At 52.4% G+C, this 15,926-nt stretch carries 13 protein-coding genes; 8 read left to right on the top strand and 5 right to left on the bottom strand.

What is annotated here, in order from left to right; all coding sequences use genetic code 11:
• Positions 1 to 20 precede the first annotated feature (20 nt).
• Positions 21 to 2,087 (top strand): TonB-dependent receptor domain-containing protein, encoded by a 2,067-nt coding sequence (locus BLV48_RS01715; protein WP_091822125.1) that lies wholly within the window; start codon positions 21 to 23, stop codon positions 2,085 to 2,087.
• Between the two features lie 114 nt (positions 2,088 to 2,201).
• On the opposite strand, the gene BLV48_RS01710 is transcribed toward BLV48_RS01715, so the two are convergent.
• The 3 genes from BLV48_RS01710 to BLV48_RS01700 are packed head-to-tail and all read right to left on the bottom strand — an operon-like array spanning position 2,202 to position 5,209.
• Positions 2,202 to 2,732: a HugZ family pyridoxamine 5'-phosphate oxidase gene (locus tag BLV48_RS01710; protein ID WP_091822122.1), complete on the bottom strand. Its 531-nt coding sequence runs from the start codon at positions 2,730 to 2,732 to the stop codon at positions 2,202 to 2,204.
• Positions 2,729 to 3,145 (bottom strand): heme utilization cystosolic carrier protein HutX, encoded by a 417-nt coding sequence (gene hutX / locus BLV48_RS01705; RefSeq protein ID WP_091822119.1) that lies wholly within the window; start codon positions 3,143 to 3,145, stop codon positions 2,729 to 2,731. The genes BLV48_RS01710 and hutX overlap by 4 nt, the downstream gene beginning before the upstream one ends.
• 12 nt (positions 3,146 to 3,157) lie before the next feature.
• Positions 3,158 to 5,209 carry a TonB-dependent hemoglobin/transferrin/lactoferrin family receptor gene (locus tag BLV48_RS01700; protein ID WP_175527541.1) on the bottom strand — a complete coding sequence of 684 codons (2,052 nt, stop codon included), beginning with the start codon at positions 5,207 to 5,209 and terminating at the stop codon, positions 3,158 to 3,160.
• Between the two features lie 143 nt (positions 5,210 to 5,352).
• Between BLV48_RS01700 and BLV48_RS01695 the strand changes: the two genes are divergently transcribed.
• The 7 genes from BLV48_RS01695 (at position 5,353) to BLV48_RS01665 (ending at position 13,479) form a co-directional block, all read left to right on the top strand.
• Positions 5,353 to 6,195 carry a heme/hemin ABC transporter substrate-binding protein gene (locus BLV48_RS01695; protein WP_091822114.1) on the top strand — a complete coding sequence of 281 codons (843 nt, stop codon included), beginning with the start codon at positions 5,353 to 5,355 and terminating at the stop codon, positions 6,193 to 6,195.
• 1 nt (position 6,196) lies between these two features.
• Positions 6,197 to 7,222: a FecCD family ABC transporter permease gene (locus BLV48_RS01690; protein ID WP_254774944.1), complete on the top strand. Its 1,026-nt coding sequence runs from the start codon at positions 6,197 to 6,199 to the stop codon at positions 7,220 to 7,222.
• Between the two features lies 1 nt (position 7,223).
• Positions 7,224 to 7,979 (top strand): heme ABC transporter ATP-binding protein, encoded by a 756-nt coding sequence (locus BLV48_RS01685; RefSeq protein ID WP_091822111.1) that lies wholly within the window; start codon positions 7,224 to 7,226, stop codon positions 7,977 to 7,979.
• 68 nt (positions 7,980 to 8,047) lie between these two features.
• Entirely contained in the window at positions 8,048 to 8,551 is a 504-nt protein-coding gene (locus BLV48_RS01680; RefSeq protein WP_091822105.1) for a sigma-70 family RNA polymerase sigma factor, read from the top strand.
• Between the two features lie 3 nt (positions 8,552 to 8,554).
• A complete protein-coding gene (locus BLV48_RS01675; RefSeq protein ID WP_091822100.1) occupies positions 8,555 to 9,556 on the top strand; it encodes a FecR family protein in 1,002 nt (333 codons plus the stop codon).
• A gap of 168 nt (positions 9,557 to 9,724) precedes the next feature.
• A complete protein-coding gene (locus BLV48_RS01670; protein WP_175527540.1) occupies positions 9,725 to 12,358 on the top strand; it encodes a TonB-dependent receptor in 2,634 nt (877 codons plus the stop codon).
• Positions 12,358 to 13,479 carry a cytochrome-c peroxidase gene (locus BLV48_RS01665; RefSeq protein WP_091822094.1) on the top strand — a complete coding sequence of 374 codons (1,122 nt, stop codon included), beginning with the start codon at positions 12,358 to 12,360 and terminating at the stop codon, positions 13,477 to 13,479. Before BLV48_RS01670 ends, BLV48_RS01665 begins: the two co-directional genes overlap by 1 nt.
• 65 nt (positions 13,480 to 13,544) lie before the next feature.
• On the opposite strand, the gene BLV48_RS01660 is transcribed toward BLV48_RS01665, so the two are convergent.
• Positions 13,545 to 14,765 carry an MFS transporter gene (locus BLV48_RS01660; RefSeq protein WP_091822089.1) on the bottom strand — a complete coding sequence of 407 codons (1,221 nt, stop codon included), beginning with the start codon at positions 14,763 to 14,765 and terminating at the stop codon, positions 13,545 to 13,547.
• The gene (locus BLV48_RS01655) at positions 14,762 to 15,775 is read right to left on the bottom strand and encodes a methyltransferase (protein WP_422730686.1); all 1,014 of its coding nucleotides are present in this window, start codon (positions 15,773 to 15,775) and stop codon (positions 14,762 to 14,764) included. The genes BLV48_RS01660 and BLV48_RS01655 overlap by 4 nt, the downstream gene beginning before the upstream one ends.
• Between the last annotated feature and the right edge of the window lie 151 nt (positions 15,776 to 15,926).

Raw genomic sequence — 15,926 nt, 5'->3', positions numbered from 1 at the left:
CTTTATGTGGAGCTGTCTTAATGTCTGGTGCGTCCGTCCAACCTGTATTTCGTTTATTGCCTCTAGCTTGTGCCTGCATGTTAGCAAACTCGGTATTTGCGCAGGAGCATCGACACAGTGATGAGCACAATCACCATGTCGGGGCTGAACCTCTGCTCGGAGAAACCGTTGAAATCAAAGCAGCGGTTGGCACAGATACTTTTTCAAAGGATGTCGATACCCAGTACCTCTCGCGCACTTTGGCACAGGACCTTCAGGATAGTTTCAAGTTGGATCCGTCTATTCAGGTTGGCACTGGCTCACGCAACGGGCAAAAGATATTCCTTAGAGGTGTCGAAGACCTGCATCTGAATATACAGATTGATGGAGCGCGGCAAGGGGCAAATGTGTTTCACCATCAAGCGCGGGTGCAGATTGATCCCTTTTTAATGAAGCAGGTGAGGGTGTTTACTGGCCCGGCTCAGGCGGATGCAGGTCCTGGGGCCTTGGGCGGAAGCGTTCAGTTTCAAACTGTTGATGCTCAGGATTTGCTGCAAGGTAAACTCTTTGGTGCCCGGTTGGGGGCGCAGTATGAGAGTGCCAGTGATTTTATCGGAGGCATTGCAGCTGCTTATGGTCAAGTAAATGAACACATGGGTATTCTGGCATACACGCGGACCAACACCAACAACGAGGTGCGTGCTGGGGGCGGTGATTCCATGGTATCAACAGATGGTGAGCACAATAACTATCTGTTCAAGGGCAGTTTGCTCGACTATGAAGGTCACTCTCTTCGCATCAGCACCTCTCGGTCTCTTGATTACGGCGGCGCACTTCGCGCCAACTATCCATGGCAAACGAATCAGGGCACTATTCGTGGAGGTGACAAACAACGTATCTCCAACGAATCGCATACCTTGAATTACCAGTTCAAACCCGATAGTCAACCCGGAGTGGATATGGGGGTTGATCTATACACTGGGGAAGTAGGTCTGAAGCGCTTCTTGCCCTCAGGCACTACGGAGTGGGTCACTGAAAGCCGAGGGTTCAATTTACACAACACCAGTAGATTTGATACGGGCAACATTGGTCATGCGCTGACTTATGGGGTGGATTATTATCGTGATGAGGGCATCAGTCGCTCACAAAACGTAACTTTAACAGAGCATGGTAGCAATACAGGGTTGTACATCCAGAATCGTATGAATCTGGGTGCTTTCCGTTTGTCGGGTGGAATCAGGCATGATCGCTATACAACCTACTATGCTGATCAATATAAAGCCTCGGGAGATGAGTGGTCTCCCAACATCAGCGGAGAATGGGACCTGCTGACAGGTGATAACCAGCTAACTCTGTTTGCGGGCTATGGTCAATCCATTCGGGGCGGGCGACTCAACCAGGCGGGCTGGCTCAACAAATACACACCAGATTTCGTTCTGGGTAATAATGGAAAGCTGGATCCTGAAAGCGCAACGCAATATGAATGGGGTGCCCGCTGGCACACCTTGGACATGTTCATGGATGGTGATCATGCCGGTTTCGATATCAGTTTCTATAAAACACGCATAGATGATTATCTGGTCACCAACGGCGAAGGTCCGACAGGGGTGACAGATCGAATTTATAACGCGGATGGCGATGTAACCAGTCGAGGCTTTGACGTTCGCGCCCACTGGGGTACGCAAAGCCTGTTGATGAACCTTGCTTATAGCCATAACAGCTTCCGTGGCTACGATGGCCTGCCAGGTGATACCACCGGGGCATCGGCACGAGTGGGGGTATCAACTGGAGATCGTCTGGTACTTGATACCTTGTGGCAGGTAAGGCCGGACCTGAGTCTGGGCTATACATTAACAGCAGTTGAGCGTCTTACGGATGTACGTCCCGGCCGACCGGAGAAGCCCGGCTATGTTGTCCATGATCTTCAGCTACAATGGCAACCACAAGCAGCTAGCGGGCAGTTAGAGTTGACGCTCGCGCTGGAAAACCTGTTTGATAAGCGCTATGCGGAACATTCTACGGTCCGAGTGATTAATAACGATGGTTCTGAGCTTGCCAGCTGGGAGGCAGGTCGCAATCTTCGATTGGGTCTGGATTGGCGTTTTTAATGACTTGAAAGCCAGCAGGCAGATATTGAATAGGTGTATATAAAATATCTGCCTGCTGGCAGAGGAGTGATGGGCCGGCAACCTGTTGTCGCTGCCGGCCATGATCATCAGACATCAGGTTGTGACGGACTCTCGCCTTTTGTGTCCGTCACGCAGGTGGCTAACGCCCATACCCTGAGTACCCGTACCTTCCAATGTGAAGGCGCGACCAAATCCTTTTACATAACGGCCACTTTGAGGAATCAATTTGAACAGTTTGAAGTCGGACAGTTGGCTCAAATTGTCAATGCGGTTACCCAGGCGTGCTGAAAGAATTTTGATCCCTTCTTCCCATCCCGGTGATGTTGTTTCAATGTGCTGTGCCTGTACCTTGTAGTTGACTCGTCGACGGGCAAACAGCTCCTTGGCACTGTCTTCATCTTCCACGATCAGAACCGATGCCGTCGGGTTGGCCTGAAGGTTTAATGCATGTATGGCTATTTCGCTCAGCAGGACATAAATTTCGCCGTCCTTGAATGCGAAAGGTGCATAAGATGCGTATGGCTCGCCTTCTATGGTCAGTGATGACAGCATCAGACTGCGACGGCTGTCGATGAAGGACTGGACCTCGGTACCAATTTTCTCTGCCTGGGTAGGGTTCGTCATGCGTCAGCTCCTGTATTACCCAAAAATTCTATGCCTGCATTTTTGATTTTCTTGAACGCTTCAACTTGGTTTGCAAACAGCTGTCCCTCGCGATCTCTGCCCAAAAATACTTTGAAAATCACGTCATCCTGCTGATTACAGAACACGAAGGCGTAGCTTTCGCGCCCACCGCGTGGGGTGTCCTGAAATCGAATTTCGTGGACTTTGCTCAAGTCCAGATGGCCCTGGAAACCAGCGCCAGCGGGTATCAGATTGTAAAAGCCGTGCCCGACTTCCCCTTTGGGAAAAGGGCCCTTGAATTCAAAGACGGACCCGCCGTGTTGAATGATCGTCATCATATCGCCCCAATCGGCGATGGTTTTCAGTAGGGTCTGAGCCGCATCCCCAGGGAGCACTGTATCGATTTCACTCATCTGTTCCGCTCCTTAAAAACGATAGGTGGTCGACAGAATCAATTCCCGACCGGCCTCGTCCAGCGATTCCCAGGCGCGTCGATAGTGTTTGTCGGTCAGGTTGTTCACCGTCAAATTCAGATCAAGGCCCGGAATGGCCTTGGGTGTATAGGACAGGTAAAGGTCAGTCAAGGTGTACCCATCGTAGCGTATGCCAGAGGTGTTTTCTTCATAGCCAGTGCGGTTCTGGGCACGAGCATGCTCCAATCGAACGCCTGCCAGCAATTGTTCATTCCAGAAACCATGGCTGATATCAGCGGTGAAGGTGTCGGCAGGGATGTTGGTTAAATCCTCACCGGTTTGCAGATCCTTGCCTCGCGTCAGACCATAACCCAGCTTGATTTTCAGGTTCTGAAGTTTGTAGGCCGCACTGACCTCAAAACCGCGGAGGCGTGCTTTATCCACATTTACCCAAGTGGTGTAGCCTGGATCCATGACAGGGAAAAAAGAAGGTCCGACAACAATCTGCTCGATGAAGTCATCAACTTCATTCTCAAAGACCGCCATTTGCAGTTCCAGATTGTCGCCACCGAGCAGCTCAGCCCAGTGTGCATTGGCAACCAATTCAGTATTGGCGGCTTTTTCAGCGTCGAGGTCAGGGTTTGATGCAAAGGTGTTACAAAAGCCAGGCCCCATGCAGAAGTGAGTGCCGGTGGTATACATTTCCTCCGAGCTTGGTGCACGGAATGCGCGTTCATGGCGTAACGACAGGCTGCCCCAGATAACCGGGCTCCAGGTCAGGGCTGCCGAAGGAGAAAACGCACTGTCAGAGCGAGATCCCAGACCTTCGGCATCGGTCTCGAAGTGATCATAGCGCCCTCCCAGTCGAGCCGACCAGTGTTCATTAAGTGCAATGTCGGCTTGCAGGAATGCACCCAACTTATCGGATTCGGCATCCGGTGGAACCGGGCGCCCATTCCCCGAGCGCTGACCACTGAACTCTTCACGACCAGCATCAATACCATAAAGGAACTGCATTTGCCCAAGGCTGGTGAGGTTATTCAAAGTAAACCCGTAGGCGTCCATTTGGGTGCTGTCTTGACGGCCATCACTGAGCCGAGATTCTTCCATCTCAACCTGATTGCGCCATACCATCAGATTGGCGTTAAGTAACGGTGAGGCAGTATCCAGGTGATATCCCAGCCGAAGGTTACGGCTGCGCGTGTCGCGGTCAATCATGAAATTGCTGCTGGCGTTAGACACCGCTGCGCCGTTGGACGGTACCTGTCCTGCTGTCTTGACCTCAACATAACTCAGGTCAAGCGCCTGGTCCTGATCAACTTTCCAATCCAGTTTGGCAATGCCGCCTCGGTCTAGAATCTCGGAGCCCTCCAATGAGGAGTTGTCCCCGTGTTCCAGGTTGTTGCCATCGCGGTAAAACCCACCCAGCATCCAGCTGGCTGAACCTTCTCGCCCTGCGAGGGCCGCGACCGATGCTTGCAGATCACTGTTGGAGTTGTGTCCGGTTTTAATCAGCCCACCAAAATTTTCATCCCCCTCCAGTAGGTCGTCTGCACTTAACGTCTCTTGCGCAACAACACCGCCGATGGCACCCGATCCCCACAGTGAACTGACCGGGCCTTTCAGTACTTCCACCCGGCTGATCAGCTCCGGAGGGAGCAAGTAATCTGGCCGATGCCCCGAGCTGAAGTCCTGCCGCACGCCATCAACAGTTTGCAATACCCGACTGCCGGACAGACCACGAATGTTGACGGTCTGGTTGAGGGGGCGAGAGCCGCCAGCCACGCTCACGTTAGGTACAGCCCTGAGCGCATCGGGTACCGACTGAGGCTGACGCTGCTCCATTTCATCAGTGTCGATTACGCCAACGGAACGGCGGCTGGAAACAACGCTTTCACCAAGGCGTGTGGCGCGAATGGTCAACTCGTTCAGCTCGTAAACTGGCTCGCTTTTGGGAGTCTTGGTTTCTGCTGCTGCGCAGGTGCTGGAGAGAACAGCGCTGATGGCCAGGACAATGCCCCGCTGAAGCATATGGACAGGCCGACTTCTATCAAGCGTGTGCATGATTGATCTCGCAGTTAGTGTCATTTGATTGAACGGTGTTTCAGTATGGAATCAAAAATAATCAATGTTGTAAATACAAATCGTTATCAATATCATATGATCCATGTGCTGAATAATTCAACAGAAAGGGAACGGAAGTGGGTATGAGTGCGCGACTGAAGAAGAACTTGGCCAGGCTTACGCTTTTTCTTGTGGTTGGCTCGGCTATACCTGCTGTTCAGGCTGAAGTCAGAAGAATCATCAGTACCGATGGGGCAACCACCGAGATGCTGTTGGCGCTGGGATTGGACGCATCGCTGGTCGCGGTCGATGTCACCAGTACGCTGCCTGAGCATCTTTCGAGCTTGCCCAGCGTGGGTTACCACCGTGCACTATCAGCGGAAGGCATTATGAGCCTGAACCCGGACGTGCTTGCCGGAAGTATGCATATGGGGCCAGCGAGCGTCGTTGAGCAAATACGAGCCGCAGGCGTACAGCTGATTCGGCTGCCGCCGTCTTTGGACCTTGATCAGCTTGAGGCTAATATCCAGCAGCTTTCAGATGAGCTGAACGGCGATGCAGCAGTGCAAGCGTTGAAATCCGAGTTGCAAGCCCAGAGGGTACAACTGGAAAGACAGACGTTACCGGGTACCCGTGCGGTCTTTTTGATGGCAGGTGAAAGTCGTCTGCGGTTGGCGGGTAGCGGCACTTCAGGTAACGCTTTGCTAAGCCTTATCGGCGCTGATAACCAGGCTGACTTTGAAAACTATCGTACCGTGACCGCAGAGGCAATTCTCGCGCTCCAGCCTGAGTTGATAGTACTGTCAGGTGAAAACGATCAGGCCACAGCTGATCGCTTGCTTAAGCAGGCGCCTATGCTGGCACATACGCCGGCTGCCCAAAATGGCCATGTTTTCACCGTTGATGGCCGTACATTGGTGTCTGGTATCGGACTGGCTGCGTTGCGTGAAGCATTGCGGATTACAGCCTTGATGGAGGACGATTGAAGTGCGCCTATCGGCTTCCATCGTTGCTTTGGCCCTGCTTTCAGGCCTTGCTTTGGGTGGTGTGCTCTCTATTACCACCGGCCCAATGGCGTTGTCGATGTATCAAAGTCTGTTGGTTCCGTTTGACCATGTTTTTGGCTGGGAGCTGGCGCAGTTACAGGATTACCAGCGGGCCGTGATCATGGAGATGCGTGTACCCAGAACACTGTTGTCGATTCTGACCGGTGCCTTGTTGGCTCAATGTGGGGTTGTGATGCAGGGACTGTTTCGTAATCCACTGGCAGACCCGGGCATTATAGGTGTCTCTTCTGGAGCGGCGGTGGGGGCTGTTTTTGCCATCACTCTCGCACCTGTCGCCTGGATCGAGTGGTCTACCCCCGTAGGTGCTTTTCTGGCAGGCCTGGCAACGACTCTGGTTGTGTACTCATTGGCCCGTACCCGTAATGGTACTTCAGTTACCATCCTTCTTCTGGCGGGTGTTGCCTTGGCTGCATTTGCTGGCGCCGCCATTGGCCTGATGAGCTATTTTGCCAGTGATCAAGATCTGCGTTCGCTTAGCCTTTGGCAAATGGGATCATTGACATCTTCATCTGATATCGGCCGCTGGCTCGGACTGGCAGCGCTTGTCATGACGGCGGTTCAATTTCAGCGCCGTGCGCTGGCATTAAACGCCATGCTGTTGGGTGAGTCCGAAGCGCGTCACTTGGGAATCAACGTTGAGCGACTCAAACTGGAACTGATTCTGATGACGGCGGTTGCGGTTGGTGTTGCCGTTGCCAATACAGGTGTGATCGGTTTTGTTGGGCTGGTCGTGCCACACATCGTGCGTATGTTGACGGGGCCGGATCACCGCCTGTTGCTGCCACTGTCTGCGGTTTGCGGGGCATTGATGTTACTTCTGGCGGATACCTTGGCGCGAGTTTTGGTACCGCCTGCAGAAATTCCAGTTGGAATTATTACTGCTCTAATTGGTGCTCCCTTCTTCCTGGGTCTTCTGATTAAACAACGTAGTTTGGGCAGGCTTTGATATGTTAAAAATCGATGATCTCGCATGCCACAGTGGTGGTTCCCGATTGTTGAGTGTTACGCAGCTCAAGTTGAAAGCAGGGGAAATTCTGGCGGTTTTGGGTCCAAATGGCGCCGGCAAGTCAACGCTGTTGAAGTCCATTTGTGGTGAAATCCGCTGTGAGGGCAGTATTCAGTTACATGACCGGAGTCTCTCAGATTGGCCTGCTGATGAGCGCGCTCGTCATGTGGGTGTCTTGCCTCAGTCCAGCCAATTGACTTTCCCTTTTTTGGCGCGGGAAGTGGTTGAACTGGGGCTTATCCCGTTGAGTTTTTCACGCGGTGAGGCCAAAACCGAAATTGATCGTGTGATGGAGTTGTGTGACTGCGCTCACCTGAAAAAACGAGCTTTCCCGACTCTGTCAGGCGGTGAAAAACAGCGTGTGCAGCTGGCTCGTGTGCTGCTGCAGCTGAGTCAGGCAGAGCAGCCCCCGTTGTTGTTGCTGGATGAGCCTACGTCGGCTCAGGATTTGGGGCATCAGCATACCCTGCTGGCACTGCTTAACCAGCTTGCCCGTGACGGATATGGCATCATCAGTATCCTGCATGACCTCAACCATTGTCTGCATTATTGCCAGCGCTGTCTGGTACTGGAGCAGGGCGAAGTTCGTCACCAGGGTAGTCCTGCCAAAGTTCTCGTTCCGGATAACATTCATGATATTTGGCACTACCGTCCGGCCTTCGGCACGCTGGAAGATCAGCGGGCTGTGATGGCGTGAAGTCTCATCAGGACCGGATTTTTTCCACGGAATGATGTTTATCCATTTTTATCGGAAGGCGGCGGGCAGTGAGAAAACAGCACATCAAATCACATCCAGTGGCTAGTCTATACGTTGAGAATCAATCATGGCTGCGAGGCTGGCTATACCGCAAAGTAGGTTGTACACATCTTGCCGCTGATCTGGTACAGGATACCTTCGAGCGCCTGTTGAAACGCGAATCATACGGGGATGTTGAAAAGAGTGGCGCTTACTTGAAAACCACTGCACGTAACCTTGTGATCGATCACTGGCGCAGAAAAGCACTGGAAGCAGCATATATGGAAGCGTTGCACATACAGGGCGAGGCCTACCACCCTTCTCCGGAAGAGCAGCACATGCACCTGGATTTGCTGAATCGGATTGACCAGGTTGTACAGCGCTTGCCGGTCCAGACTAGGCAGGTCTTTCTGCGAGTGCAGCTGGAAGGATGGGGGTATGCCAAAGTGGCTGAGTCGTTGGGTATTTCGGTGAGTACAGTAAAACGGCATCTCAAGGCTGCACTGTTAGAGTGCTGTTTTTACTGCGAGTAACCGATGAGTCAGGATTCGCCCAAACATGCTGTAATTCCCCGGCATATTGCCAATGAAGCGATTGACTTGTGGATGTTGTTACAAGAGGCCGGTGAGTCCGGTGAAAGGCGTCAACTGCTGGAACGTCTGGCTCAATGGCAAAACCGCTCCGTTTTGCATAAGCTCGCCTGGCAACGCCTGACGTCTTTTCAGACAGATTGGGACGCGCTTCATACAGAAAATCTTCAAGGTGTCAGCCGGCGGGTGTTGGGTCGCCGCAAAGCCCTTGGACGGCGGCAGTTGCTTTTGGCCGGTATTGCTTGCGGTGCTTTGAGTACTGGCTGGTTCTGGTCCCAACGGCAGCCGTTTGCTGGTGTGGTATACCGTACCGGCGTCGGCGAAGTTCGTAGCCTGACGCTGCACAATGGCAGCCGAGTACAGCTCAATACTTCGACTGAACTTTATGTAAGTGTGGGAGCGGAAGGGGAAATGCACCTTCGCCTGACCGCCGGCGAAATACTGGTCGAAACCGTTCCTCGCAAGACTTCTACAGCAACGCCGGATCCAGCCATGGTCGTGCAGACCGAGTTGATGCGAGTACAGCCGCTGGGCACCCGGTTCTCTGTGCGCGTGGACGACGCCTATGTCAAGGCGTCCCTGTATGAAGGTGGTTTGCAGCTCGATTCACCGTTGGCACAGGAATCTTGGCAACTGTTGCCAGGAGAGTCTCTGACCCTGTCCAGATCGGGTAAGGTGAGCCGAGGCCAAAGCAACAGCCAGGAACTTGCTTGGCAGCGGCGTATGTTGGTCGTCAACAGTATGCCACTGAAGTACTTTCTTAAGGAATTGTCTCGTTACCATCACATGTGGGTTCGTTGTGCCCCGAGTATTGCTGAATACCCGGTTTCAGGCACCTATCCGATTGATGATCTTTCTTCGGTATTCAAAGTGCTCGGTGATCAGCTTGGCGTGGAATTCAATACTTATCTGGGTGTATGGGTGATTGCACGAGATAAATTGAGCTGATTTTAATTCTCATTCGTCTTTGTCTTAAAGCAGCAAAAACTGACTGAGTGACGGGGCAGTAAAATGGATGGGAATAGTAAACGATACTTTAATCTGATGCCCTTGGCAGGGGGGGTAACCCTAACGGTTCTGGGCTTCTCACACGCTATGGCTGCAATGCCGGAGCAGATGGCAGCCAGGACCACGGCTTCTGTCCAAGTGGAAAAGCGCTATGCTTTTGCAATCAATGGAGGAGAGTTGGCCAGTGTGCTCAATGCCCTGGGTCAGCAGGCAGGTATCCTGATCAGTTATGATCAGGCGCTGTTGCAGGACAAGCAATCGTCTGGACTGAATGGCAGCTATAGCCTGCCGGAGGCGTTGCGACAGATACTTGAGGTGCACGGACTCGGTGTCAAACAGTATGGTCCTGTTAGTTACGCCATTATAGGCGCGGACCAGGCTGACCAACCGCTGACACTGCCATTGGTGCGCGTAACAGGTCGTGAGGAATCGCCCGATATAAAGCAGCTCAAGCAGATCGATATGCGTGATAGCGCACGTTCTGACTTTGCTGAACTGCTGAGCATGGTGCCGTCTGTTCGAGTGGATGACACCGCCAGCTCGAGTCTGCGACAGGGAGACCTAAAGCCAGCCGAATTCTCCATTCGTGGCGCTGCACCCTATCAGAATAAGCTGATGCTTGATGGCTCCAGCATCGACAGTATGCTGGACCCGATGCAAAAAGAGAGACAGGACAGTTACACCAGTGTTGCTGGGCATTCGCAGGGACTGTTTGTTGATCCGGGGTTTGTCAAAGAAGTTAAAGTGATTGACGTCAACGCACCGGCTCGTGAAGGTGATTTCATCGGTGGTGTAGTCAAGGCTGAAACTCAATCCTATGATGGCCGTGATCGTTTTGAGATCAGCCATCGAATGACCAAGGGCAGTTGGACCGAGTTTCATGTGGACGACTCACAACTGGGAGAGTTTGAAGATGGTGCTGCACAATTACCGGTTGGGGTGCCGGGTGAGTTCCAACCTGATTTTGAAAAATCCGAAACCACTCTGTCGGGCGCAACCCGTGCCGGTGATTTGGGTCTGTTCTTTGGTTTGAGCGAAAAACGCGCCCAAATCACTCAGAAACAGGCCGTCGTTATCGATATGGATCACTTTTTAGAAACCGGCCGTATTTTCAAGCCTGGCGAGGAAAAGGCGCTTGACCGAAATTCGCGCTATGCCGTGATGCGGATGGACCTACTGGAACGTGACTATGACTTCAATGCCTCTCTGGCTTACAGCGATTACAAAGAAGACAGCTTCCTGATCAATTACCGCAACTCTGATTACAAAAGTCAGCACAACGGCCTGAATTTGAGCCTGAATTTTGGTCAGAACCTGGGTGAAACCCGGATGGACCTGAACGTCAGCCTTGGTACCAGCTCGGATGAGCGTAATTTTGAGCAGAATGTCATCGACCAGTATAAATACACCTCTATTTATGGAGCGCAAGGGATTAATGGAGGGTTTGGGCAGCTGGCCAATACTCAGCGCACACTGGGGTCAACACTGGACTTCATCACGCCGCTGAATGAACAGGTGAAACTGAATTATGGCGGTGAATTCAAATGGTCCTATTACAAGCAGGACAGGGGCAACGATTTTACTTTTAACGAGTACACGCTCGATTTTTCCCAACCTCTGCCGCCTCAGACTTCACCGGGGTCATGGGCGCCAGATGCTCAATACCACAGCCGTGAGGCCACTTATGGCAAGGGTGTCATCGATTTTACCAACCTGAATTCAGCCGCATATGCCGAACTGGAAGGCGAACAAGGCCGTTTCTTCTGGCGCACGGGTGCACGCCTTGAGCGAGACAGTTGGTTGGGAAATACCAATTTGGCGCCGCGTCTGCTGGCGGGTTTGTACTTGGATGAAGCGCATGACTACCGCGTAACGTTGGGTGCCAACCGCTATTATGGCAAGTCATTCCTGTCCTATAGACTGCGTGAAAAAGAGCGTAGTCTGCTGACCATTCGCGAACGTACCGGTAGCACTGGCGCTTGGGTCAATATCGATCCGAACAGTGAATGGGAATATCGTGATTTGGAAACCCCTTATGACGATGAGTACAGCCTGGGACTCTATGGGCCGGTGATGGCGGGCCAGGCCGGGTTGCAGTTGGTGACGCGCAAGGGGCGTGACCAAATACGCACCCATTATGATCCCGAACGAAAAATGAGCTGGTTTGCCAATGATGGTGCCAGTGACACCCATCAGGTTGATTTGTTCTGGCGCTCTGAGCCCCTGTCTTTCATGGGCGCCAACTGGACTTTAAACTCTAGCCTAGCCTGGATGGACAAGAACACCGACAGCCGTTACGCCAGTGGTACGGGTGGTTATCTGTCCAGCAGTGATGCAGAAGAAGAGATTATTTACGAAGGTCAGCGCATGGCGCGTTACGAGATGCCGGCAACGGATTTTGCCACACCGATAACGGCCAATGTTGATCTGATTACGCAGACGTTGAACGACCGTCTGTTTGTACGGAATTCTGTGGCATTGAGTGATGGTTATCGTTACCTGAAAAGTTTGGGCAATGACAGTGCGACTGGATTGAAAGCCTATTCCATTGAAGAACAGGGTGCTACAGCCCGATGGGATCTGAGTGTCGAATATCAATTGCTTGCGTCCCCGTCTTCGCCGTATTTGCGTGCGGACGTGATCAACGTTCTGAATAGCGGAAATGCCATTAGTGGTGAATCCGGCGTGCAACTGTTCGGCGTAGGTCGACAGTTCTGGTTGGAGCTGGGATACCGTTTCTGATGAACAAGCCAGCTATCTTGAAGTGTATGCTGGTGCTGCTTGCAGTACCGGCCCTGGCGCTTGCCTCAGAATCCCCACTGCACGCGCTGGTCGAGCGTTACCGGCAAGGCCCCGACCATTGGCCACAGGCTAACGTGGATACAGGTGTTGACTATCAGCCATTGGCCGCGATCGCCGAGCAGGTGCCGGTTCCAGCAAATAACCCATTAACCGCCGCAAAGCATGAGCTGGGAAAACATCTGTTTTTTGATCGACGTTTATCTGCGTCTGAGCAGATCGCTTGTGCCAGTTGCCATGATCCTGATCTTGGTTGGGCTGACGGTCGGCGTGCGTCCATTGGCCATAACCGCCAGAAAGGCGACATCAATGCACCTACGGTGGTGAACTCGGCGTGGCTGACTCATATATTCTGGAACGGGCGTGCAGCCTCACTGGAAGAGCAGGTCATTGCCAGCTGGACCAATCCAATAGAGATGGCTGCTGATACCGATGTGGCAGTGGAGCGCTTGAGTGAGACGCAAAGTTACCCTGCACTGTTTGAGCAGGCGTTTGGTAGCGCGGAAGTGACACCAGAGCGGGTCGCCCAAGCGATTGCGAGCTTTATGCGAGGTTTGACTCTGACCAACACGCCCTTCGACCGCTTTATGCGAGGAGACACGGATGCAATGAGTGACGAGGCCTTGCACGGGTTGCACTTATTCCGCACCAAGGCACGCTGTATCAATTGTCACCATGGTCCGCAGCTGACTGATAACCGCTTCCATCATTTGGGTACGTCTTTTCATAACGTGGGTGATTTTCAGGGGCGCTATAGGCTCACAGGTGCCCAAGATGATGTAGGTGCGTTCAGAACTCCCAGTCTTCGAGGTGCGGCTGAAACGCCGCCATTCATGCACAATGGTTTTGTAAAGGATCTGGATATGCTGCTCGCGCTTTATAACATGGGGTGGTGGCAAAATGCAGAACTGCCGGAAAAAGGCAACGACATACCCACAGCAAAGCTGTCTCCACTTATCAAACCGTTGTCTTTGAGCGGTACAGAGGTGCATGCGCTAAAGGCTTTCTTGAACAGTCTGAATGGGACGATGCCGTGGATGGAAATGCCAGAACTATTGCCCTGAAGATTAATATCCAATCGGCATCTATGACCCGAAACGTGAGTGAACAGTGCTCCAAAATCTTTACATCAAGTATGTATAGCTTCCTTAATGTGCTTGCGGTACGTGATTGCTAAAACAAAAACGACGCTCAGGCAGATAACTAAGCCAAGTAGCATGCCCCCATAGCCGAAATTTCCGATCATGATGCCTGAGGCCATTGGTGCCAGGGTGCGTGCGAACGCAAACAAACTCGATTGGATACCGTAATCCACCGCGGTTAAGCCTGGGCGCGTATAGTACATCATCAAGCCAAAAATCAGCCCTGAGGCCGCTCCCATAGCCAGAGCGGTGAAAAGGGCAGCTGCGGCAAAAGCCGGGAACGACATTTGGAATGTACTAACCAATAGCAAGCTGCCAACAGAGGCTAGACTCAGGAAAGCAAAAACTGGAAGAGCTACAACGGGGCCAGACCTGCGAGTGAGGCGGCTGCCGAGTAGGCTCGCGAGAGCACCAACAAAGCCACCGCCGATACCGACCACTGTAGCAATACGATCGGCTTCAAAACCCTGATCCAGCATCAGAGGTTTCACATAGACCCAGGCCGCACCGATAAACGGAAAATAGAGCAAAATCATGAGTGCCCAGCGACGAAAGTCTGGGGTTGAGAAATAACTCAACCACTCCTTGAGTCCCGCGTGCGGAGTGCTTGACTCTGCGTGTTGGATGGGTGTGTATGTGCGTGTCAGAGCTAGTAGTAATACGCCAGACCCCAGCAACGCAGCTAGAGTAGCAAACGGCCAAGCCCAACCGAGCCGTGTTTGCATCAGCAGCATGACGCCTCCTCCCATAATGGCACCCAGTGATGTCGCTGCTGAGCGAATGGCACCTGCTCGGATACGCTCAGATTCGGGCAGGTACTCAATGGCTAATGCATTCACTGGGATATCGGCCCAGGTGCCGATCAAGCTAGCGGTCAAGGCCAGGGTAAAAAGTATGCCCCAGGACGTGTGCTGAATATCGAAAAAAGCCAGAAGTACGAGTATGGAGGAATACAGCAGGGTCAGTATCATGCTCCAGTTGTGGTAGCCATGTTGACCGATACGATAACGATCAACAGGTGTTGCTAGCAGAAACTTGAGGACGGCAGGTAAACCGGCCAACTGGAAGAGGCCGATCTCGGTCCCAGACCAGCCATATTGGCGCATGATCATGGGTAGACCAAGATATAGATAAATAATGGGAGCCGTGAACGCAAAGTTTAGCCAGCCCAGCATCAATTGCAGGGGCCAGTAGTGAGTGTTTCTCATACCGGTTTCCTTCCTGTGTGGACCCAAATAGGGGTCATGGGTGCATGCAGCAACTGTCGGCTGTCCAGTAGTGTCAGATTGTGACGTTGCAAGATGGTGGGCAGTTCATCTTGGTGTGGAACATAGTGTCCACGTAACATCAAAGGCATATAGAACGGAAGTGTTTGTAAGGCTTCGGCTGCCGTATTGGCAATTTCCGCATGAGCGCATACCAATAGCCCACCGGGCTTGAGTGCTGAGATCATTCGATGCAGCACGGTGTCAATGTCAGGAAGGAAGTGCAGCACTGATGAACACCAGATGAGGTCGTAGGGGCCGCCGAGATCATCGGTAGCGGCGTTCCCCCCAAGAGTGTCCAGCCGTTCTTGCAGCCCTGCTGCCTTGATATTGCTGTTAGCAACTTCAGCGGTTGATGGCAGATCAAAAACAGTACCCGTCATCTCCGGGTACTGTAGGGCCAACTCAATGCTAACGAAGCCTGGGCCTCCGCCTAAGTCAAGAAACCGACCCCGGAAGGGGATCTCGATCTCTCGCAGTAATTGCGCCACAGCTGGGGCGGTAATGGTACGCTGCTCCTGAGCGATTTGTCCCTGAGCTGCATGGGCCCATGCCTGTTCTGATTGCACCGCCGCAAAATCATTTCCTTCAAGACGGCCTTCAAGGTATGCCGGCAGACTTTGTCCGCATGTATTAAGCGTTTCAGTGCGAAAGCGCCAAGCTTTAGCGTAGCCCTGATCCGCATCATCCAAAAGATAGCGCTTGGCAGAGGGGGTCAATGTGTAGAGCGTGGTTTCAACGGAGCCCCCCTCGGACTTTTTCCTTTCGAGTATGTCCATACTCCAAAGCAGTTCCATCAGTACTTCAGTGGCTTTGGGGTCGAAATGCAGTTGTTTGGCCAGTTTTGCGCAGGTTGATGAGGTTTTCAGAGCGTTCAGCAGCCCGCTGGTCATGGCGTACTCGAGAGCCTGTACCTGCAGCCCAGCAGAAGCCAGGTTCCAGTATCGCTGCATAGGATGGGGGGAGGTTAAATCCATGCATCATCTCCATGTCATAAAGTTGAACCAACCAGATGGTTAGTGTGATGAGTGTGATGTGCATAGCCTAACTCTTTAATGCTACTGGTTATCATTTAAAAAGTATGATGAACGTAAAGAAAAGTAT

The sequence above is a fragment of the Marinobacterium iners DSM 11526 genome (genome assembly GCF_900107855.1).
GTDB classification, from domain to species: Bacteria; Pseudomonadota; Gammaproteobacteria; order Pseudomonadales; family Balneatricaceae; genus Marinobacterium; species Marinobacterium iners.
This window is presented reverse-complemented; position numbering and strand designations above follow the sequence as displayed.